This window comes from Fusicatenibacter faecihominis, assembly GCF_020686945.1.
In the GTDB taxonomy this organism is placed as follows: Bacteria; Bacillota; Clostridia; order Lachnospirales; family Lachnospiraceae; genus Limivivens; species Limivivens faecihominis.
Genome location: NZ_JAJEPR010000047.1, coordinates 1 through 19,997 on the forward strand (window position 1 = coordinate 1; position 19,997 = coordinate 19,997).

General features: G+C 46.5%; 21 protein-coding genes and 2 pseudogenes. 5 read left to right on the plus strand and 18 right to left on the minus strand.

Annotated elements, in window-relative coordinates; all coding sequences use genetic code 11:
- From LKD71_RS18610 to LKD71_RS16160, 7 genes and pseudogenes are all read right to left on the minus strand, one after another.
- A pseudogene (locus LKD71_RS18610) lies at nt 1-85 on the minus strand (recombinase family protein); the annotation flags it as partial.
- A 123-nt stretch (nt 86-208) separates the two neighbouring features.
- A complete protein-coding gene (locus tag LKD71_RS16135) occupies nt 209-571 on the minus strand; it encodes a hypothetical protein (protein ID WP_055145343.1) in 363 nt (120 codons plus the stop codon).
- 42 nt (nt 572-613) lie between these two features.
- Nucleotides 614-3,118: an ABC transporter permease gene (locus LKD71_RS16140; protein WP_055145341.1), complete on the minus strand. Its 2,505-nt coding sequence runs from the start codon at nt 3,116-3,118 to the stop codon at nt 614-616.
- Complete coding sequence (locus LKD71_RS16145) at nt 3,118-3,798, minus strand: ABC transporter ATP-binding protein (RefSeq protein WP_055145338.1); 681 nt, start codon at nt 3,796-3,798, stop codon at nt 3,118-3,120. The genes LKD71_RS16140 and LKD71_RS16145 overlap by 1 nt, the downstream gene beginning before the upstream one ends.
- A 100-nt stretch (nt 3,799-3,898) precedes the next feature.
- Nucleotides 3,899-4,906, minus strand: coding sequence for a sensor histidine kinase (locus tag LKD71_RS16150; protein ID WP_055145335.1), 1,008 nt, complete (start codon nt 4,904-4,906; stop codon nt 3,899-3,901).
- Between the two features lies 1 nt (nt 4,907).
- On the minus strand, nt 4,908-5,576 hold the full coding sequence (locus tag LKD71_RS16155) for a response regulator transcription factor (protein WP_055145332.1): 669 nt from the start codon (nt 5,574-5,576) through the stop codon (nt 4,908-4,910).
- Entirely contained in the window at nt 5,573-5,785 is a 213-nt protein-coding gene (locus LKD71_RS16160) for a helix-turn-helix domain-containing protein (RefSeq protein WP_055145329.1), read from the minus strand. Before LKD71_RS16160 ends, LKD71_RS16155 begins: the two co-directional genes overlap by 4 nt.
- A gap of 392 nt (nt 5,786-6,177) precedes the next feature.
- On the opposite strand from LKD71_RS16160, the gene LKD71_RS16165 reads away from it, so the two are divergent.
- Nucleotides 6,178-6,747, plus strand: coding sequence for an RNA polymerase sigma factor (locus LKD71_RS16165; protein ID WP_227338914.1), 570 nt, complete (start codon nt 6,178-6,180; stop codon nt 6,745-6,747).
- Nucleotides 6,744-7,412, plus strand: coding sequence for a hypothetical protein (locus tag LKD71_RS16170; protein ID WP_055145323.1), 669 nt, complete (start codon nt 6,744-6,746; stop codon nt 7,410-7,412). The genes LKD71_RS16165 and LKD71_RS16170 overlap by 4 nt, the downstream gene beginning before the upstream one ends.
- Nucleotides 7,413-7,545: 133 nt before the next feature.
- Here LKD71_RS16170 and mobQ read toward each other — a convergent pair whose 3' ends face one another.
- The 9 genes from mobQ to LKD71_RS16215 all read right to left on the minus strand — a co-directional run bounded on the left by mobQ (nt 7,546) and on the right by LKD71_RS16215 (nt 15,882).
- Nucleotides 7,546-9,243 carry a MobQ family relaxase gene (gene mobQ, locus LKD71_RS16175; protein ID WP_055145320.1) on the minus strand — a complete coding sequence of 566 codons (1,698 nt, stop codon included), beginning with the start codon at nt 9,241-9,243 and terminating at the stop codon, nt 7,546-7,548.
- Nucleotides 9,244-9,249: 6 nt separating this feature from the next.
- Nucleotides 9,250-9,480: a hypothetical protein gene (locus LKD71_RS16180; protein WP_055145317.1), complete on the minus strand. Its 231-nt coding sequence runs from the start codon at nt 9,478-9,480 to the stop codon at nt 9,250-9,252.
- 164 nt (nt 9,481-9,644) lie between these two features.
- A complete protein-coding gene (locus LKD71_RS16185; protein WP_330375652.1) occupies nt 9,645-9,851 on the minus strand; it encodes a DUF3847 domain-containing protein in 207 nt (68 codons plus the stop codon).
- 185 nt (nt 9,852-10,036) lie between these two features.
- The gene (locus LKD71_RS16190; RefSeq protein WP_055145314.1) at nt 10,037-10,411 is read right to left on the minus strand and encodes a hypothetical protein; all 375 of its coding nucleotides are present in this window, start codon (nt 10,409-10,411) and stop codon (nt 10,037-10,039) included.
- Nucleotides 10,408-11,337 carry a ParM/StbA family protein gene (locus tag LKD71_RS16195; RefSeq protein WP_055145311.1) on the minus strand — a complete coding sequence of 310 codons (930 nt, stop codon included), beginning with the start codon at nt 11,335-11,337 and terminating at the stop codon, nt 10,408-10,410. Before LKD71_RS16195 ends, LKD71_RS16190 begins: the two co-directional genes overlap by 4 nt.
- Before the next feature lie 283 nt (nt 11,338-11,620).
- Nucleotides 11,621-12,946 carry a DNA primase family protein gene (locus tag LKD71_RS16200; protein ID WP_330375650.1) on the minus strand — a complete coding sequence of 442 codons (1,326 nt, stop codon included), beginning with the start codon at nt 12,944-12,946 and terminating at the stop codon, nt 11,621-11,623.
- Nucleotides 12,909-13,544 carry a CHC2 zinc finger domain-containing protein gene (locus tag LKD71_RS16205; protein WP_055145308.1) on the minus strand — a complete coding sequence of 212 codons (636 nt, stop codon included), beginning with the start codon at nt 13,542-13,544 and terminating at the stop codon, nt 12,909-12,911. The genes LKD71_RS16200 and LKD71_RS16205 overlap by 38 nt, the downstream gene beginning before the upstream one ends.
- 83 nt (nt 13,545-13,627) lie before the next feature.
- Nucleotides 13,628-15,676: a recombinase family protein gene (locus LKD71_RS16210; RefSeq protein ID WP_055145306.1), complete on the minus strand. Its 2,049-nt coding sequence runs from the start codon at nt 15,674-15,676 to the stop codon at nt 13,628-13,630.
- Nucleotides 15,673-15,882 (minus strand): transposon-encoded TnpW family protein, encoded by a 210-nt coding sequence (locus tag LKD71_RS16215; protein ID WP_055145303.1) that lies wholly within the window; start codon nt 15,880-15,882, stop codon nt 15,673-15,675. Before LKD71_RS16215 ends, LKD71_RS16210 begins: the two co-directional genes overlap by 4 nt.
- Before the next feature lie 250 nt (nt 15,883-16,132).
- On the opposite strand from LKD71_RS16215, the gene LKD71_RS16220 reads away from it, so the two are divergent.
- Genes LKD71_RS16220 through LKD71_RS16230 form a run of 3 tightly spaced genes read left to right on the plus strand, consistent with a single transcriptional unit; the run spans nt 16,133 to nt 19,345 of the window.
- On the plus strand, nt 16,133-17,011 hold the full coding sequence (locus tag LKD71_RS16220; RefSeq protein ID WP_055145300.1) for a hypothetical protein: 879 nt from the start codon (nt 16,133-16,135) through the stop codon (nt 17,009-17,011).
- A gap of 47 nt (nt 17,012-17,058) precedes the next feature.
- The gene (locus LKD71_RS16225; protein ID WP_055145297.1) at nt 17,059-17,985 is read left to right on the plus strand and encodes a hypothetical protein; all 927 of its coding nucleotides are present in this window, start codon (nt 17,059-17,061) and stop codon (nt 17,983-17,985) included.
- Nucleotides 17,978-19,345 (plus strand): ATP-binding protein, encoded by a 1,368-nt coding sequence (locus LKD71_RS16230; protein WP_055145294.1) that lies wholly within the window; start codon nt 17,978-17,980, stop codon nt 19,343-19,345. The genes LKD71_RS16225 and LKD71_RS16230 overlap by 8 nt, the downstream gene beginning before the upstream one ends.
- Before the next feature lie 60 nt (nt 19,346-19,405).
- Here LKD71_RS16230 and LKD71_RS16235 read toward each other — a convergent pair whose 3' ends face one another.
- Nucleotides 19,406-19,777, minus strand: a complete 372-nt coding sequence (locus LKD71_RS16235; RefSeq protein WP_055145291.1) for a TnpV protein — start codon at nt 19,775-19,777, stop codon at nt 19,406-19,408.
- A 143-nt stretch (nt 19,778-19,920) separates the two neighbouring features.
- Nucleotides 19,921-19,992, minus strand: a pseudogene (locus LKD71_RS18805) (recombinase family protein); the annotation flags it as partial.
- Between the last annotated feature and the right edge of the window lie 5 nt (nt 19,993-19,997).

Below are 19,997 nucleotides of genomic sequence, written 5' to 3' on the forward strand. Positions count from 1 at the left end.
AATAACCGTCGTCCGTGTACCAGCGCAGATTGGAAAAGCCGTTCTGCTTTGCATAGGTTTCAAGGATACGCTTCTGAGATGGAATTTGTCAAGGGGCTTTTCTGCAAAACACAATGTTTCTGAAAATAGCGTTCAAAATATATGCAGAGCCGTTAGTCCGCAAAGGATGCGAATTATCGGCTCAATGGTTTTCTTTTATTTGTAATCATTACTTTTCCAATTCCAGATATTCTTGTCCCATGAAGAAGATTTTCAATTCGTTTTGATCTACTTCTATCTCAAATTCTACACTACTATTTCCCTGTGTAACACAGATTATATCCGAGTAAGAAAAACTATAATATGCGTCACCGCAGGATAGACCCGAATCGGGCATATCTTTACTCACAGCAAGTTCCCCGTTTTCTTGAAAGGTAAATATCTCCTCAGCATTTGCATCCTTCCATGTGCCAATAATATCTTTTTCGTTCTGAATGCGATTTACTTTACCAACACATACAATGGCAAGTATAACTGCACCAACAGTCAAAGCAATGCCTGCAACTCTCTTTACCAGTTTCTTTTTACGCAATTTCTATTACCTCTGTTTCAGTTGCTTTGTTAGATTGAATGATTACATATTGCTCAATTTCAGTTCCTCTACAATTTCCACCTTTGATACGCTTCTAACAGCAAACAGCATAGCGATACATACCATAGCGCCGACAGCCATAACTGCAAGAGCATAAATACCGCCGTTCATATAAAAAGCAAATGGTGTCATACCCGACGATATGAAGTAGTAGATAGCACAATGAATCAAAAAGCTCACAGGCAACGCAAGAACCAATGCTTTTACGCCGTACAAAACAGCTTCGAGCAATAGCGTACATTTTAATCCTTTGGCAGTCATACCAACAGAACGCAGAACAGCAAATTCGCTTCTTCTCAAATGAATCGTATTCGAGATAGTGTTACAAACATTCAAGCTGATAATAACCGTCATCAGGATCGAGAACAGGCAGATTACCAGTTTTGCAATCGTATATACCTGTCTGGAATTATTCGTTGCGGCTGCAATGTCCACAGTTTGCGGAAATCCTCTGTCAGCCAGACATTCCATTGCTTCTTTATGCTGTGCTGTCTGTATTCTCATTTCCACATAGGCGTTATCATCTATCAGCAAGTTAAAATAACTTAAAGGCACGATGAGGACAGCTCGATCTCTCACAAACATGGATTGGATATTTGCATTTTCTTCTGAAACGATTTCTTCCACGATAATCGGCAAGGCATCCTCGGATGCCCCCAGCGGAATGATTTCTGTTCCCGGTTCAATAAGAAACGGTGAGCCTGCAATTACCCGATTTTGTGCCGAATTATAGTATCCCATAGTCTGATTGAGCAAAATTCCATGATTGAAATTTGTCACATCCAGACTGAATCCATTTTCATCGCAAAAAGAGACAAAATGTTCTTCGTCCAATCCTACGACATATACCTCTGCTTTCGTACCATTGATAAAATATCCTTGCATATCAGGATTGATTTGTTCCTGCGAAAATTCAGCGGTCATATATCGCTGAAAAGAATAGGAAACATCCGCAGTGATATTTTCATCCGATAATGCCCCGATTGCGACAGGAATATCTTTGTATTGAATCATCGAAATCACATCAGTATAACAGGAACCGTCCTCCTTCATATCCAAGGATGTCTGATAAAGCATAAAATCAGAGAAACTATATAAGGAAAGGGCAATTACCACCGACAAGAAAATAGAGCCGGTAATCGCTCGGAAGCGTTTTGGATTACGCTTAATATTTTTTGCTGCTAACGAACCATAAATGCCAAAAACCAAAGAAACGATTTTTCCGTCACGGAATTTCTTTCTTGATACCGCATTGTTAGACTGGCGGATCGCTTCAATAACTGTAATTTTAGCTGCTTGCTTCACAGGCTTTCTACTTCCGAAGTACAAAGAAGCAATGCCGGATAATCCGCTGACGAGCAGGATCAATCCGTTTACCTTCAAGGACAGTTCTACGATGCCAAAAGTGAATGTTTCTCCAAAAGCTGCCCTGACCACACTTAATAACAGAGCAGATAGCAGGATACCAACAACCAATCCAAAGGGTATGCTCACCACTCCCAAAAGGAAGGCTTCTAAATATACGCTAAGGCGTTTTTGCCCTTTTGTGGCTCCAATACTGGATAGCATTCCCATCTGCTTAATTCGTTCCTGTAAGGAAATGGAGAGGGCGTTGCTGATCATTGAAGCAGATGCAGCCATCAAAAGACAAACGACCATGACCACCAAAGCAATCAGTTTTGCAGCTCCTTTACCCCCGGTAATTCCATGATAGACTAACAATTCCGAATGAAACTTTGCTACATGACTGTCTACTGCCGCAGCCACTTCTTCGGCTTCTGTATAGATCGAATTGGATAAATTCTTTGCCTTGACATACGCAGCAAAATCGGATGCCGTTTTGTCAACACCTGCAAAGGCATTATAGTTTGCTGCGATTTTTGAGTCATTCACATCTGACAGAATACCAACAACTACATACGCTTTCTCTTTTGTTGGAACGAAGCTTTCTTCTTCGCCCCTATAATTTGTCAGCCCGGAAAGCTGGGCATTATATTCATCCCAAATTCTTGAACCAAGAGTTAAAGAAATCGTATCTCCAATCTCTGTATTCATGTTGTTTTTCTTCAAAAAAGATTCTGAAATAACAATCTCATTTTCATCTTGCGGGAAACGCCCTGCAAGCAAATACTGATTTAACGAAAATCTTTGGGTAAAGTTCTCGTCAATCTCGCCAACGGAGAGCATTGTACTGTTGGATTTCTCCCCGTAAAAACTGTTTCCGGCAAAGCGGAGAAGCGAAACTTCGCCTACATTGTTTTGACTATATAGCTCTTGAACCTGCTCCCAAGTCAAATCCTCCATGTAGTAGTCATAATCGCCACCATACACTTTTTCTTTCTCTTTCAAAAAATCAACCAACGACCATCCCCCACAGAGAATAGCGGTTATCATACTGATTGACAAAAGAATGGTTAAAAGTGTGAGTAGGGTACGCTTTTTATTCGACAACAGATTCCTGAGTGTAAGCATGAAAATCATATTCATCAGCGTATCACCTCATCCCTCACAAGTCTGCCATCCTGAATTTCCAGAATACGGTCTGCCTGCATTGCGATTTCACGGTCATGGGTAATCAGGATCATTGTCTGGCGATAGACTTCATTGGATTCACGCAGAAGTTTCATAATATCCCTTGTGTTCTCCGTGTCCAGATTTCCCGTTGGCTCATCCGCAAGGATAATCGCAGGTGCGTTAATCAACGCTCGTCCGATTGCCACTCTTTGTTGTTGACCGCCGGATAACTGACTTGGCAGGTGCTTTCTACGCTTTACCAGTTTGAGTGTGGATAGCAGTTCTTTCAAACGCTCCTGATTGATTTTACGCCCATCCAATCGAATCGGCAGCGTGATATTTTCCTCGACAGTCAAAACCGGGATCAGATTATAAAACTGATAGACAAGCCCAACCTGCCTTCTTCTGAATACAGCCAATTCATCTTCATTTTGCTCATAAACATCCTGTCCATCCACAAATACTTTTCCCGAAGTCGGTCTGTCAACACCACCTAAAATGTGCAACAGGGTAGACTTGCCAGACCCAGATGCTCCAATGATTGCAACAAACTCTCCTTTATCGACGGAAAAAGAAACATCTGACAAAGCATGGACAGGAGCATTGTCCATTTCATAGGTTTTGCAGATATTCTCTACTCTTAATATCTCCATAAAAAGTTCCTCCATATATTTTTGCAATTCAGTATAGCAAAGCCAAGTGACTGCTTCATTACTTTTTCATTACAAAAATGTCACTTAAAAAGGGGCTGCATTAAGCAGTCCCCCGATAAAAGCAGATTTCAAATTTTGCACCGCCTGACTCCCGATTTTTCGCTTGGATGACACCACCCTGATTGACAATGATCGTCTTTGCCAGAGCCAACCCCAAACCGGCATTACCGATTGTAGAGCCACTTCCTTGATAAAATCGGTCAAATAAATGGGGGATGTCTTTTTCCTGAAAACCTGTTCCGCTATCCTCTATAATGATCTGTGTCAAAAGAGGTCTTTCTATTGCCTTGATTTCGATAGTGCTGCCCTCTGGTGAATGTTCGATACAGTTTTTGATTACATTCCCCAAGGCTTCAGCAGTCCAATCAGTATCAAGAGATAGTTTTAATTCTGCCGGAATCACTTGCGTGATTGTCTGCATTTTTAATTCTGCCGCAATCTCCAGAGGACGAATTGCTTTTTCTACCACATCTTTTAAGTATACCGCCTGTGGCTTTAGAGTAATCGTTCCTGCATCCAGCTTGGATATTTTCAGAAGTGTGGCTATCAGCCACTCCATTCTTGATAAGAGCATAGTCTGTTCGCGGATCAGCTCATACCTTTCTTCGTCAGTCAGTTCCTCATTACACAGAGAAGCATTTAAGATATTCAGCGATGTCAAAGGTGTTTTTAATTGATGTGAAATATCGGCTAAAGCATTTGCCAAATTACCTTTCTCCATTTTCAGAGCTTCTGCCTGTTCAATAAGCCGTCTTGTCATCTTGGATATTTCATCATGTAAAACAGATAACTCACCTTCTTGAAACTGCCCAAAAGAAATTTTTTCATCTCCATGTAACAGCCTATCAATATGCAAACTAAAATCAGCAATTTTCTTGTATCTCTGATATGTGAAAAAGAGGGAAACTGCACTGGATGAAATGATAGCCGACAGAACAATCCACACAGCTTTGCTATCAACGATAATGCCAATGCCGCCCCAAAATAGAATAAGAATACTGCTGACAACAATTTGCCTTTTAACTTCTTTATTTCTGATAAAGTCCATATCAACCCACCTTATAGCCAAGCCCACGAACGGTAATTATGATTTCCGGCTCCTGCGGATTGGTTTCAATTTTGTCACGTAGCCTTTTCATATAGACAGTCAATGTATTATCATTGATAAACTCCCCAGTAGTGTCCCATAAAAGCTCCAACAATCTTCTGCGAGAAAGGACAATACCTTTGTTACGCAAAAAGACTAACAGCAACTTATATTCCATAGCAGACAACAAAATCTCTTTCCCATTCTTTGATACGGTTGCTTGATTTGTGTCCACAACTAAGTCGAGGTAACTGATAATGTTTTGTGTGTTCTTAGTTCTCCTTAATACGCTGTTGATCCTTGAAAGCAGTTCTCTTGGTCTGAACGGTTTGCTGATATAATCGTCAGCCCCCATATCTAACCCAGCCACAACACTATATTCATCATCAGAAGCCGTTAAGAAAATAACTGGCATAGTTCCTCTTTCTTTAATTGCAGAACAAACAGAAAAACCATTTCCGTTTGATAATTGAATGTCCACCAAGGCTATATCGTATTGGTCGCTATCCAATTTTTCTATTGCTTCTTTTTGACCGGGAGCATTTTCGATTTTGAACCCTTCATTTCCTAAATAGTCTGATAATGAGGATACGATACTTTGGTCATCCTCCACTAATAACAATTTACTCATCGTGTGTTCTCCTTGTTGTCAGCTATAAATTCATTTTTATTTTGTTTATATCTTCCATCAGCCGGCTTTTGGGCATCTTGGGGAATTAGCCATGCACGAGGTAGCCGAACAATTCCATCAATGCGATTCTCCTCACACAGCTTTTGAACACGACGCACCGATATTCCCCAAAGTTTAGCCGCATCCTGTACTGTCATGTATTCAAACATAGTTTACCTCCGCATCAAATAGTTATATATATTATATACGCACAAACGAACAATATCAATGGGCTGTTTGTAAACACTTAAACACTAACTGTGTACGAATTAACTCGGCGCTAACAATTTCCGTCATCCTGTTTCGGATATTATTTATTTTTCCACCCAACCCATTCTGTCCGGGCAGCTACCTTTAATTTTTTGTTACGCCTCCTCTGCTGCGAGCAACTCTACCAAAACCGAAGGACCATATTTTCAGACTGCCGAGCGACCTCGACTGGTGCCAAACGATTTTGCTGAGGCGATAGAAAATAGAATTGCAATGTACTATAATAAAGGTGTGAAATTTTCCCTCGCTTCTGTAAGATTGTCCGCCAGATCCATAGTACATAGGTGAGGAGGTGGATACCTTGTTAGAGGATGTGAAGATCATTGAACTGTTCTTTGCTCGTACTGAGCAGGCAATAGCTGAACTTGCTGCAAAATACGGTTCAACTTGCAAAAGAATTGCAAACAACATTTTGAAATGCGAACCCGACGCAGAAGAATGTGTAAATGATACATACCTTGCTGCGTGGAATGCAATTCCTCCAGAAAGACCTGACCCACTCAGAACCTATATTTTTCGTATTACCCGCAATATCGCTACCGCAAAATACCACGCAAATACTGCACTAAAGCGAAACAGTTACTATGATGTTGCACTTGATGAGTTGGAAGAGTGCCTAACTTCTGCATCTACTATTGAACAGGAAGTGGATGCAAAGGAGCTGTCACAGGAAATTGATCGTTTCCTTGACAGCTTGGATCAGGAAAGCAGGGTTATGTTTGTAGCAAGGTATTGGTACTCAGATAGCATTACAGAAATTGCAAAGAGGCTTCGTACAACAAATAACAATGTGTCTGTTCGCCTTTCCCGAATCAGAAGCAAACTTAAAAATCATTTACAGAAAGCGGGGTATGATTTATGACACGAAAGAACATCTCTGACGCCGTTGGTGGCATTGGTAGCCGTCATATCGAAGAAACGGCGAGTTATCAGGCAAAGAAACAAAAAAGCATTTGGCTGAAATTTGGGGCAATTGCTGCGTGTCTCTGTCTAATCGTGGTGGGAGTGTTTAGTATGGGATTATTCGGCAAAAGTACAGAAACAGCTACATTAGGTGATGGAACTACCATATCTTTCACTAAAGCAGATACGGTAGCCTCTGCTCTGAGTTTGAACTTGCAAGCACGAGCATTGACCAAAGATGAGGTTCAGACTATTTTCGGTGATCTTCCGATTTCCGGAGATGCCCTCTTTACCTTGGACGATGTAGCATTTGTTGGCTTTGATGGTCATTACAGCGATATGAAATTTGTTGTTTCGCTGTCTGGGAACAATCTTATGGATACTACCGTAATTGGCAAGGGAAATGTATCTATGGTTGGAGATACGCCAGTTAAAGCTGGCTACTTCGTTACAAATGCAAACAGCGAAGGAATTAAGACTGTGATCTATTACGCCTATATCACATTTGATAACTATTCCATCTATATCGAAAATGCAGGCGGAGAAAGTGAAAGAGAGGCTGTTCGAGCGGAACTGATGGCAGCACTTGATAAGTTGTTGGAAAACTCTTTTGATTTTAAGTGATAGAATTCGATTAAATATTGCAAGCACCGGTATGGAAAACCCATACCGGTGCTTATTTTACGCTTGACGTATAGGGATTATCTCCATCCCCCTATGTCACAGACTTCACCTGAAGTTTCAACCTCCAGCACTTTTAACGTTCCATATCTCTGTTTTTCATCTTACGCTCAAGCCGCTCCGATCGCCGCCTTTGCCGCAGTTCTCGATCCATTGTCTTTTCCTGTGCATATTCGTCAAGATAGCCAGACACATCCCGTAGGCCACTCTCCATCAACCACCAACTGAACTTGTCGCCATAAGCCGCTTCAATGCGTTGGGCTGCTGCTTTCTCTCTGTCAGGTCGAAGTGCCTTCCGCTCCAGATAAAGCTGCAAGGAATCAAAGCCGGAAGCTTGCTCTTTCAGCTCGGCATACTCAGACAATGCAGCCTCCAGCTCTCCGGCATACTTATTCTCCTGCGCCTCAAGCCGTTTGAGATTATCTTCATAGCGGTCAATCTGGCGCTGGAAGATATCGCTTGTGGCGTCCTCTGGGTATTCCAGAGAATGAAGCAGCATAGCCTTTTCGCTTTTTAGCTCCTCTAACTTTTCCGTCAACTCGGCTATTTTGGAGGCAAGCTCACGGTGCCTGACAAAGTGGATCGCAGGAAGGGATTTCTTTTCAGCCAGTAGGGACTTCCGTTCTTTGGTTGTTTCCTTTATCTGCTGCACAAGGGAGCGGTACTGTGCCAGATTTGGCTTCAGAATATTCAAGGCACCGGTCATCTGTTTCTTGCTGCTGCGGATATGCCCTAACTGATAGCAGAAGATCAGCATATTTTCCCGCAGCTTTTCCAACGCTTCTGCAATAGCGGGCAGCGTGTTCTTCACCGCCTCCGTAATTTTCTTGAACTGCGCCTTCAGTTCCCGCAGGAGCCTGTTGTCCGCCTTGATCTGACGGTTGAGTTCGCACCTGTCGGACACGATACCTTTCTGTTCCAAAGCACGGGCAATCACGCCCTCGTGGATGGTGGGCTGCTCGTCAATGCCTCGCTCGACAAAGCTGCGGTGGTCGATGCGCTCCTCATGACCGTATCGCTCCAAATATTTGTTTGTCACATCTGCCCATGCTTTGCGCCAGATAAGGAGCTGTTCCTCGCTGTTCCAGCGTTCAGAAATGGGATTCTGTCTCCCGTATTTGGTGCTTTTGGGATACTTGCTGGCACGCTCATATCCATGTTCCTCAGCTGCGGATGGTGTCATATACACTTTCTTCCTGCCTACCTTGTACTGGTACTGTTTCTCCCATCCGTCAGCCTGTGCAGCCTTAAACTCGGCAGCGGTAAAGCCCCGTTCCTCACCGTCACGGCTGCAGAGATATTCCTTCTCCGTTTTGTATTGCCATTTGCCGCTTTCATCAAGCGGGCGCACCGTCAAGAGAATGTGGGCATGTGGATTATGACCCGGTGGATCAGGATCGTGGATTGCCAGATCGGCGCACATCCCGTCTGCGACAAATTGGTTTTGTACGAAGTCCGTCAACAGCGTCTGCCATTGCTCTAGGGACAACTCTATGGGCAGGGCTACCACAAACTCACGGGCTAAGCGGCTGTCCTTGGTTTTCTCGTTTTCCTCCACGGCGTTCCAGAGAACCTCTCGGTCTTGCCATGCGGGTGGGGCCATGTCCGGCAGGAATACCTCCTGCCACACAAGCCCCTGCTTTCGGGTGTAATCGTGCTGTACTCCGTCATAGTCATTGAGGATGTGGGAGCAGCTGAGATAAGCGGAGGCTGCACAGGCGGAGCGTCCGGCTCCCCGGCTGACCACCTTTGCCTCCAAGTGGTAAATTGCCATTTGCGTTCACCTCGATTCGTATTTTGTGAGGGGGTGGTAAAACGCCACCCCTTGGTTTCTGTTTCTCTTTGCAAAGAGAAAATGGGCTGCATTGCTGCCCATATCTGCGATAAAGCTGCCGGTGGCAGGTTTTCGCAGGCAGGAGGCGGGCAGAGTATCTGCCGGATTGGTGCGACAAGCAGCAATCTCTGCATCAGCAGAAGCGCCGACTGCACAGGGAATGCTGACTTGCGGCATTTCCTGCCCTCTCTGGAGAAGTGTCCGATGGACAGTTCGTGAAGAGCGCACGAGCCCGACCAACGGAAGGGATACCACCGCCTGCTTCGCAGGTGGTGAGTAAGTGCGCCCTTCGGGATAAAAAAGGAAGGGACGCCCCGGTTGCCCGGAACGCCCCTCGCAGATTAGTGTAGCTTCTCATATAACAAGTCCTCTAATTTTTCAAGCTCCATTTGCTGAGCCTCTGGAAATACTTTCTCCAAAACAGCGCCCTCCTGAATCAAGCGTCTGGTACGGGCCTTTCGCTCTTTCGCCCGATCCCGCATTTGTGCCTCCTCCAATCGGTGCTTGGCCTGCAATTCTTCCTTGGTCATGATCTTTTTATTTGCCATATCTGGCTCCTTTCTGCCGCTGGGCGGCTTCGTGATAGTAAAAAGCAGGGAACTGGTATCACACAGATACCAACTCCCTGCAGAACTGATGGTAAATTGTTTTCCTCATTCTGAGAATTGCCAATTTGGTAGCAAAGACGGATTGTATTGCCACCAACATAGTAGTAAAATCAAGAAAAGTAATTTCAAAAGCCGTCTGCAAAATCCAGCGCAGCTGAAATGTCCTCCTCGGTTTCCTCCGAAACAAGAGCAGCGGCAGGCTGTGCGCTCTGCATAAGCTGTAGGATACCGCCAAGGCTTACCGGCGTACAGCTCTGCAAGCTGCGTGAGATGGTATCCTCGATCCGGCTGAGGAAAGCGTCCTCCTTCTCCCGTGTTTCCAGATAGGGATCATCGGCAAGCTGCTTGCTACGGTCAAAGTAAGCGTTGACCGCCGAAACGACTGCCTTGCTGACTGAACGATATTCTCGCCTGTCAAGGCTCTGCAAATGCTCCCACGCCCTGCGGTCTGCTTCGTTCTCCAGATTCAGCCGAAGTGTTGTTGTGTAGATTTGCTTCATACAAGATCGCCTTTCTTTTGCATTTTCTGTGCAGACAGCAGCTCATAGCCCTTGGCTGTGGCGCAGATGTCATCATTGATCATCACCCGGCTGGCATCATATTCTCCGAAATTCTTCACCATGCAGCTTCCACCGCCGACAACATAGAGCCTCATCAGTTCCGGGTCATACTCATGCTCACGCAGTCTGCGGAAGATGCCTGCGGTGTAATCCCTCGCTGTGTTCTGGATAGCAGTTAGGTAGCGTTCGCTGATGTCTGCCGTCCCAAAGCGAATCACACGCTCCAGAATCGTATCATCTACCGATGCGCCAAACTGCCGCATGAGATTTTCCCGGACAGCAATCATGCACTGGTTTGTCCCGTACTTCTCCGTGAAGCACTTCTGAGATAGCGGACGGCGCTCGTTGATATACATGACATTCATCGTTCCGTTGCCAATGTCGCAAAGCATATTGATGCCCTTGAATCCCCGCAGTCTGTCCGCCACAGCGGAGAAGCCCTGCGGGAAGATGTCCGCTCCGGCAAACTCCACATGATAGCTGACACCACGGAAAATGAAATCCGCCATTTCATTCTGCAACAGGTACGCCTTGAAGCTATCCTTCTGTTCGCTGACCCAAGTAAGAGGGAGCCCCGCCGCCAAATGCACACGGGCAGAGGTCTGCTTGCGGATATTCAGCTCTCTTGCAATGGCAGCAAGGGTCAGAATATAGTAGTCACCGTCTGTCATTTTGTCAGAGATAAACTCCTTGTGACCTTCGCCCACGGTGTAATAGCTGCCGTTGTAGACAAGCAGATTGCTTTTGAAGGTCGGCTCCTTGTCAGAGATGATCACGCCCGTAGGAAAGCAGCAATGTGCAGTCTTGATATTCCCATAGCCGTGGTCGATGCCGATGATTATAGGGTTATTGTTCATATAGTTCATAGTTTGTCCTTTCTGCCGCTGTGCGGCCTTGAAAATAGATTGTTTGTGTACGGCTCTGTACGGTAAACGCCAGTGCTGTACGCCGCTGTACACCGATTGGTCTTTGGATTTTGCGTTTGCTTTGTCAAATCGCTGTTTATACCGCAAGAAAATGCGGTAATCGCAGCACATTGCACATAAAGAACGCTGATTTTGCGGTAAAATAGCTTTTTGAAAACGGAGTTGAGAACTGCCGTACATCGTGTACGGCATGTACGGCAGTTTTGAAGTCCAGTTCTCATATTTAATAAGGAAGCAAGTTCATCGCCTCCACTCCGATAAATCCACGCACCCGCTTTCCGGCTGCGTACACATTGTTGGTAGCCTCCACATTATAAAGCCGTTCATTCTGGGCCAGCTCTGAGCTGATACGATTTGCTGACATAGGCTTTTGTGCGTTGTCCTCGCACCAGCGGAGATAGGCTTCATAGATAGCCTTGGAGCTGGCTTCGCTGTCGGCCTTAAAGCGGATATAGCCCTCGGATTGCAAAAACTCGATCACATTGTTGCTGCTGCGCTTTACTGTCTCCATATTTTCTTTGGCTCTATCGCTGATGGTGAACTGATACTCGTTCCCAATCAACCGCCGCAGACCCTCCAGACACCACAAAAAGATGCCCTCACGCTCCTGTGTCAGCTTATCCACCAGAAATGGATCATCGGCTCGTCCTGCTGGCCTGTCCTTGGTGGTCAACACGATCTGCCTGCGGAAGAAGCCGTCTGACTTGTCGTGCAAAGCGGTTAAAGCGCCGTTGCCGAAGCAAAGAAAGCGGACATAAAGCTGGCTCTGATAGCTTTGAACACCCTTGCGTTCCATATCCATCTTGCACTCTGAGGTCACGATGGATTTGATATAGTTGGTCTTGGGCAGGGCACTCATATCCATATCGTCATCCACCATCAGCAGCTTGTTTTCCAGGTCTGCACGGCTGAAACGGTTGTTCTCTACCTTCTGGATGCTGGTGGTATTCATGTTATCTCCCAGCATGGAGCGCATTACAAGTCCGATTCGACTCTTTCCTTCGCCGCCCTTACCAATCATCAGGAGCATTTTCTGCCCCTTTGTGGTAGGCAATAGGCAGTAGCCCATATACTCCTGCAAGGTGGGAATGTCCTCCGGGACAAGCAGCTCGGATAAAAATTGCAGCCAGCGCACAGGCGGCGGTGCATCGGGGAGATAGGCCACACTCAGACGGTTGTTGCAATAGCTTTTGTCCTCGGTGAAACGCCCATCCAGAAAGAGTGTCCCGTTTGCCACATGGATACGGTCAGTCTCGATGGGCAGGGGCGGCGAATAGGCTTGCAGCTTGATACTGGCCAGCAGATTTGCCACCACCTTGGAAAGCCCGGAGGTCAGACAGCCGGAGATCTCCTCCAGAATGAGATTGCCGATTTGCGCCTCGTCCTCAATCAGTCCATCCACTGTGAACAGCCTTCCTCTGACACATTTCATGGGATGCTTTTTTAAGAACTGCTGACAAAACAGCACTTCGTTGATGCGTTTTCCATCATACCAATCGGGAATGCTTTCTTCAGGCGGCATAACCATTGGGGTATTCAATTCGTCCATAGGTTTCCTCCTTTCGCAGTTGTTCCAGACGCTCCTTTAGTGCTATGATTTCACCATCCGTCATCCAGTCCTGTACAATTTCCCGACGCTCATAGCTGTCACCAAAGGTGAGAATGTTCAGTTCATATTCAATCTGACTGAGCTTGTGGCAGGCTTCCACGAATAAATCATGGACTGGCTCATCCGGCGTTTGCGGCGCATAGTATGCTTTCCATTCCTCCAAGCAACGGTAATAGTCCGATAAAACAGAAAAGCACAGACGCTCGTTTTCTTTGAGCTTCTGTGCTTCTGTTCGGATACGCTTTGCATTGAGTGCCGCTGCGCTGGGCGGCTTGTCCGGGTCAAGATGAAAGTCTATCACCAGCTTCATGGCTGCGTCGTAGGGCTTGAGATCAAACAACCTTGCAGTGAAGTCAATGACATCTCCATGCTCTCCGCAGGTAAAGCAATAATAATGGTCGTTTGCCACATACAAGCTGGGGTGTCTGTCATTGTGAAAGGGGCAGAGCGCCTTGCCGTGCCGGTTGACCTCAAGGCCATACGCCTGTGCCGCTTCCCGCAGGCTGACGTTGTTTTTTACGGTTTCGAATAAATTCATGTGTCCTCCTTTGCGTAGAAAAAGCGGCTTGCCCTGATATAAGGCAAACCGCTTCCTCAAAATTTATTGTTTTATTGGAAATATTAAGCCGGAGAGGTAACTGTCTCCGCTGCCAGTTTTTCCTTCCTGTTCGCTGCATTGCGAACCCGCTGGCCTTTGATATGCCCCTCATATCGGCACTCATCACTGCAATACTTGACATTGCTTCTTGTGGTGGAAAAGGTCTTACCGCAGTTTTCACAAGTGCAGTCACGCCGCCTGTTTTCTGCCGCTTCCTGCCGGTAGAACTTCGCCCGGCAATTCGGTCCGCAGAACATAGCAGCCGAGCTTTTGGATTCAAATCCCTGACCGCAGCACTTACAGGTTAGCTGAAAAGGCTGCCCAACGGTGTGCTTCCCGGCCTTAATCAACTGATAGCGCTCCCGGCTTTTGATGCGATGCTGGCGTAGCTGCTCCTGCCGCTTGATTTCCTCTGCTGTCAGCTCCGGGGCAGGAAGTTCAAACTTTCCGATGAATTTCAGGAAGATTTCTACCTCCTGCGTTCTGTCCCCGTCGATGCGCTCCGGGGCATGAACGATGATTTTATCAATAAATTCATTGATCATCGGTGTAGTCAGCTCGGAGAAATCGGTGTACTTTTCTGCCAAAGCAAGGAACTGCTCTACACGGGCAGTATCTTCCTCATAGCTCGTCAGGCTTTCCTCCGTTTCTGCAATCTGTGCGGAAAGGTTTTTCTGTTCGACTTCGTACTCAGCAAGCAGGCTGTCAAAGCGTTCCTCAGAAATTCGGCCTACGGCAAAGGATTCATAGAGCTTTTTAATGATCGTATCCAGCTCACTGTGGCGCTTACGGTCTTTGTTCAGCTTTCGTTTGGCATCTTTGGCCGCCTCCACCTGCCTGACCTGTGAAGCGGCTCGTATCTTCTCGGTGAATTTTTCCCGATCTGCTATGGCAAGCTGGCTGACAGTGCGGATTGTCTCTAAAATAAGGATACGCAGCGACTTAGTGGTAATATAGTGCCCGCAGCAGTCCTTTCCATGCTTCTGATGTGCCAGTGTATAAGAGGAGCAGTCAAAGAAATCCGACGGATACGGAGTGCCTTCTGTACCGCCTCTGGAACGATGATTATACATCTTTGCGCCGCAGTCCGCACAGTATAAAAGCCCGGTCAGGGGATTGGCTTCGCCTATGGTATCAATACGCCGTGGCGTTTTCCGCAGTTGCTGAGCAAGCTCCCATGTTTCCGGCTCGATAATGGCCTCATGGGTGTTCTCGAAGATCAGCCAGTCCTCCTTGGGATTAGGAATAGAGGTCTTGTCCTTATATGACAGCTTGTGGGAACGGAAATTGACCGTATGCCCCATATACTCAGGCTTAGACAATATCTGCCCCACAATATAGCCGCTCCAGTTATAAGGATATGCGAACTCGGTCTTACTTTTCCAAACGCCAATGCCTTTCCTTGCAAAATAGACCGCCGGAGCTTCTACCTTATCTTCAAAAAGGATTCTGGCAATGTCATAGGGGCCTTTTCCCTCGATGGTCAGACGGAAGATGCGCCGCACAACGGCGGCGGCCTCCTCGTCAATCAACCAATGGTGCTTGTCGTTCGGGTCTTTCTTATAGCCGTAGATGGCACTGTTGGTGGTAGGCTTGCCTGATTCCCCCTTCACACGGATAGCGGTTTTCTGCTTGCGGCTCAGATCACGCAAGTACCACTCGTTCATGATGTTGAGGAACGGAGCAAATTCATTGCTGTTCTGGTCGTTGCTGTCCACGCTGTTGGCGATGGCAATAAAATGAATGCCATGCTGACGGAACATAACCTCCGTGTAAAAGCCGGTCTGCAAGTAGTCACGTCCGATTCGGGACATATCCTTTACGATCACACGAGCCACCTTGCCAGCTTCAATGTCTGCCACCAGCTTTTTCCATGCCGGTCTTTCAAATGTGCCGCCTGAGAATCCGTCGTCCGTGTAATGGGCAAAGTTTGTGTACCCCTGCTGTGCGCAATAGCCCTCCAAGTATTTCTTTTGATTCACAATGGAGTTGCTATCCCCAATCTGGTCATCGTCACGGGAAAGTCGTTCGTATAAGGCGGTGATCTTGTCCTCAGTCTGAATGATGCTCATGATGCGCTCCTTTCAGACTGACGGCTCATTTGTGGTACACCAATTATATCACAAGTTCCGTCGTTTGTAACTACTTCGTTGCGTATCATTCGTAAAATTTTATCCTCCATTGTCTCTTTCCCACTTTCACTGAAAGCGACTCTCACCTTGTAGGTGGTGCCGCCAATACGTCTTATCATATACTGTGCCTGTTTGTTTTTATCCATAGCGTTCCTCCTTGAAAAATTCATGTTCGTTTGATATACTAATGGTGGTTCCGACTGATGTAAGTCGGTGGCATCTTGTGTCATGTTTCATAAAGCTACCGCAACTTGCGTCCTCCTTTCTCTTGATACGGGTTGAAAAAGTAACCTAAATAACCGCTTATCAGATTACCCTCTCACTAATAGGAGAAATCCGGGGTGTAAATCGGAACTGTTTTTGAAAGAAATTCAAAAAATTTTCGGAGGTGAGGTCATGACAGATGAAAATAGAACATTTCTCCTGTTCCCGGATGACGGTGATGACCTAACCGAATGGGATGAAGCCTCCGATCTGACGATACAAAACGAGCAGTTAGAGGAAATCCTCTCCGAAGAACGAGCCTTAGAGCTGGAAAGAGAGCTGGAGCAGGACGAAAACCCAAGGGACTACACCGTAGAACTGGAGGACGAAGAGGAAGAAGCTGCTCCTGTCAGCGAAAAACGCTTAAAGCGCCAGATACGGGCAGAGGCGTTGGCACGGCTGGAGGATGCTGCAAGAACAGAGGACGACTTTCGATACGTTGTCAGCGAATGGGACAGGTTGGATCGGAATCGGGAACGACGGGAGCGTGACCATGAAAATCTCCGGGGAGATGTTCCGTTAGAATACATGGCAGTTCCCAATCCGAAGATGATTCCGCTGTATTTGAATCTGCCACGATACCGCCAGCTTGCCAGCGGCAATTTTCTGGATATCATTTTTTCTTGCCCCTATGAACTGCATGAGTTGGTTGCAAGCTCATTTATTTCTGAGCTGATACGCAGCCTTACCATTGATCAGAAGGAAGTGCTGTATTACCTGTCCATCCGGCAGTACAGCACCATACAGGTGGGTATGATACGGGGACAGACAGACCGAAACATTAGAAAGCTCCGAAAGAATATCCACAAGAAGCTGCAAAGAGCGGTTTATGATTACCTTTTGGAAAAACAGAACGACTGTGGAAGCCTAACGCTGCGGGAACGGCAGTTCTTAGAGGAATATGGGCTTTTGCTGAAAGCCTATGGCAAGGACGCCGTTATCCTCCGGGAGAACAAATCAAAGCCGAGGAAAAAGAAAGCTGCCCTTGGCAGCAGCAAGGACAGCGAATGATCTGATTGAATTTGATAAGCAGATGACCGAAAGGAAGGATTTGCGTTATGAATACATTTTTTGAGCAATCCCGTTCCCATTGGGTGCGGTATGAACGCTATGAAATCAAAACAGGCAAGGACGGGAAGAAATACATCACCCCGGCAAAGGATGCCAGGCCGGATGTCTATAACCCACTCAAGGAAGCCCCGGACATTGTGCTGGATGCTCTGAATGTGGGGATGCTGATGATGAACGGCAAGAAAAGCTCTGAGCCAGAGGTAGAAAAGGCAATCTTGGAATTTATTACCCACTATGGGCTGCTGGGCCTGATGACGGCCCTGCCCACCACGCCGTCCTTTATGGATTATGAGGCGGTATATCTGCCAAAGAACCATTTTATCAAGGAAGAAACGATGGAGACGGAGAAGTATCTGTCCCTGTTTTACCCCTTTGATAAGCTGGATGTGGTCAAGAACGGTGTGGAATCCAGTTGGAATGTGTCCAGCGACCGGGCAATGATTGCACTGACCATGACCTTTATGGACGAGCCGATGGCAAAGACCATGAGCTTCCAGCGGGCGTATGCAGAGCCTTACGATTGGGTGGCACAGCAACTCAAGGATTGGGCATTTAATATGCTGACCTCTTTCTTCTATTATAATGACTATGATTCCATGGAGGAAGAAAGCCGGAATATGCTGCGTAAGTCTATGGCTGCATTTGGCGGCATTGCACCCACCTATCATATAGAGCTGTTGGATAGGCCAACGATCTATTGGGATTTCCATTCCCTGCTGTTGGGGATTCAGATGATGTTCAGCTTCATGCTGGTGGACAGCACAAAGCCGTTGCGGATGTGCAAGCAGTGTCAGAAAGTGTTCCTGAGTAACCGGGCTAACTCCGCTTTTTGCAGTGCAAGGTGTAAAAATCAGTATAATGTTTATAAGAGCCGGGGAAAGAATAAATCAGAGGATGGTGATAATAATGCCTGAAAATCAGAACATAGAATGGAAAGCTAAGTGGAAGGATGACTATCTGGAATGGATTTGCGGCTTCGCCAATGCACAGGGCGGCAAGATTTATATTGGCTGTGACGATGATGGAAAAGTTATCGGCCTGCCCAATATCCGCAAGCTGCTGGAGGATGTTCCAAACAAAATCCGAAATGCCATGAGCATCGTGGTGGATGTCAATCAGCTGGAGCGTGACGGGAAAGAATATCTGGAAATCGTTGTTCCACCATATCCCGTTGCCATAAACTGCAAAGGTGTCTATTATTATAGAAGCGGCAGCACCATGCAGACCCTTTCTGGCCCAGAACTGGAGAGCTTCATTCTACGCAAACGTGGTGCTTCGTGGGATAATATGCCCTTGCCGGGATTTACGTTGGATGATATTGATGATGAGTTGGTCAAGAGATTCAAGACCCTTGCCGCCAAGAAGGGCCGGATCGACCAAAGCGTTTTAGACGAGGACAAAGCGGATTTAATGGAAAAGCTGCGTCTGACCAATGCCGGGTATTATACCAACGCAGCGATGCTGCTGTTCTGCAAAGACCCTGACCGCTGGCAGCTGGGCGCATACACAAAAATCGGCTTTTTCGAGAATGATGCCGATCTCCGTTATCAGGATGAAATTCACGGCTCCTTGTTGGAACAGATTGACAAGATCATTGAAGTCATCCATCTGAAATATATGAAAGCGAAAATCACTTACGAAGGGATGCAGCGCATTGAGCGTTATTTTGTTCCCGACGCTGCCCTGCGTGAAGCCCTTCTTAACGCTCTATGCCACAAGCAATATGAAAGCGGCGTTCCGATTCAGATCAGCGTGTATGAGGATAAGCTGTATATCGCTAACTGTGGTAGGCTTCCAGACAACTGGACGGCAGACAGCCTGATGTCCAAACACGCATCCCGCCCTTACAACACGGCGATTGCGAATGTGTATTATTTGGCCGGCTTCATCGAGAGCTGGGGACGTGGTATTGAGAAAATCTGTCAGGCTTGCAAGGAAGATGGAAGCCCGCTTCCTGCGTACACCGTGCATCCCGGCGATATTATGATTCAGTTTACAGCGTCAGAGGATCGGGTTATTCGATCTGCCACCTACAAGGTGACAGAAAAGGTAACAGAAAAGGTAACAGAAAAGGTAACAGAAACCTTGGATGAAAAATCCATGCAAATTCTGGCCCTGATTTCCGAAGATCCTGCATACACATCTACCACCATAGCAGATAAGCTATCTATCAGCAGAAAAACAGTTTCTCAGCGTCTGAAGGAGCTGAAGGAAAAAGGAATCATCGAGCGCATCGGGTCTGACCGAAAAGGCTACTGGAATATAAAGAGCTAAGTGATACAGAATTAGCCCCACACCAGCGTTCATTCATGCTGATGCGGGGCTAACATGTGTTTAGCAATATACAAGCTCCGTCAGAACAATTTCCTCTGCACGGTTATGAATGTTGTTCATGCGCCGTACCCATTCCATTTGATCGGTAGCTTTAAGTGCCTCGGTCACACCTTCCAGTCGTGCCATAGCTTCGCACATGATCTCCATACGCTGATTGCAGGATTTGTCTATCTCTGCAAGATGTTCATGCAGGGTGCAGCTTGTTAGGTAGTGTGCATAAAGGACGGGACGATGCTCTTTCAAGTAGCGGCGGCGCATACGGCCATACTTACCGATCTGATATTCCTCGGTCTCCGGCAGCGCAAGGTCGGGGATATAGTAATCGCCAACCTTCGTATATGTGCCGCCCATTTCTTCAAAAATAGACTTCATTTTCATGCTCCCTTCGTGCTAAAATGTCAGCAGTTATGCGGATTTTTTTCCTTTCCCACAACTGCCAGACCAATTCACCACAAATGAGCCGCCAGTCATGTAATAGTATTAGGCGGTAGAAACCACCCTCTACATATTACATCCTGATTGGAAATGGAATTGCTTTCGCCTTGCAGCTCGTCCTCATGGGATAGTCTTGGGTAAAGGGCGGTAATTGGTT

Excerpts from the sequence above, each read along its gene's own strand:
- LKD71_RS16140 (WP_055145341.1), bottom strand. The coding sequence starts at position 3,118 with ATGAATATGATTTTCATGCTTACACTCAGGAATCTGTTGTCGAATAAA.
- LKD71_RS16145 (WP_055145338.1), bottom strand. The coding sequence starts at position 3,798 with ATGGAGATATTAAGAGTAGAGAATATCTGCAAAACCTATGAAATGGAC.
- LKD71_RS16150 (WP_055145335.1), bottom strand. The coding sequence starts at position 4,906 with ATGGACTTTATCAGAAATAAAGAAGTTAAAAGGCAAATTGTTGTCAGC.
- LKD71_RS16155 (WP_055145332.1), bottom strand. The coding sequence starts at position 5,576 with ATGAGTAAATTGTTATTAGTGGAGGATGACCAAAGTATCGTATCCTCA.
- LKD71_RS16160 (WP_055145329.1), bottom strand. The coding sequence starts at position 5,785 with ATGTTTGAATACATGACAGTACAGGATGCGGCTAAACTTTGGGGAATA.
- LKD71_RS16170 (WP_055145323.1), top strand. The coding sequence starts at position 6,744 with ATGACACGAAAGAACATCTCTGACGCCGTTGGTGGCATTGGTAGCCGT.
- mobQ (WP_055145320.1), bottom strand. The coding sequence starts at position 9,243 with ATGGCAATTTACCACTTGGAGGCAAAGGTGGTCAGCCGGGGAGCCGGA.
- LKD71_RS16180 (WP_055145317.1), bottom strand. The coding sequence starts at position 9,480 with ATGCCGCAAGTCAGCATTCCCTGTGCAGTCGGCGCTTCTGCTGATGCA.
- LKD71_RS16185 (WP_330375652.1), bottom strand. The coding sequence starts at position 9,851 with ATGGCAAATAAAAAGATCATGACCAAGGAAGAATTGCAGGCCAAGCAC.
- LKD71_RS16190 (WP_055145314.1), bottom strand. The coding sequence starts at position 10,411 with ATGAAGCAAATCTACACAACAACACTTCGGCTGAATCTGGAGAACGAA.
- LKD71_RS16195 (WP_055145311.1), bottom strand. The coding sequence starts at position 11,337 with ATGAACTATATGAACAATAACCCTATAATCATCGGCATCGACCACGGC.
- LKD71_RS16200 (WP_330375650.1), bottom strand. The coding sequence starts at position 12,946 with ATGGACGAATTGAATACCCCAATGGTTATGCCGCCTGAAGAAAGCATT.
- LKD71_RS16205 (WP_055145308.1), bottom strand. The coding sequence starts at position 13,544 with ATGAATTTATTCGAAACCGTAAAAAACAACGTCAGCCTGCGGGAAGCG.
- LKD71_RS16210 (WP_055145306.1), bottom strand. The coding sequence starts at position 15,676 with ATGAGCATCATTCAGACTGAGGACAAGATCACCGCCTTATACGAACGA.
- LKD71_RS16215 (WP_055145303.1), bottom strand. The coding sequence starts at position 15,882 with ATGGATAAAAACAAACAGGCACAGTATATGATAAGACGTATTGGCGGC.
- LKD71_RS16220 (WP_055145300.1), top strand. The coding sequence starts at position 16,133 with ATGACAGATGAAAATAGAACATTTCTCCTGTTCCCGGATGACGGTGAT.
- LKD71_RS16225 (WP_055145297.1), top strand. The coding sequence starts at position 17,059 with ATGAATACATTTTTTGAGCAATCCCGTTCCCATTGGGTGCGGTATGAA.
- LKD71_RS16230 (WP_055145294.1), top strand. The coding sequence starts at position 17,978 with ATGCCTGAAAATCAGAACATAGAATGGAAAGCTAAGTGGAAGGATGAC.
- LKD71_RS16235 (WP_055145291.1), bottom strand. The coding sequence starts at position 19,777 with ATGAAGTCTATTTTTGAAGAAATGGGCGGCACATATACGAAGGTTGGC.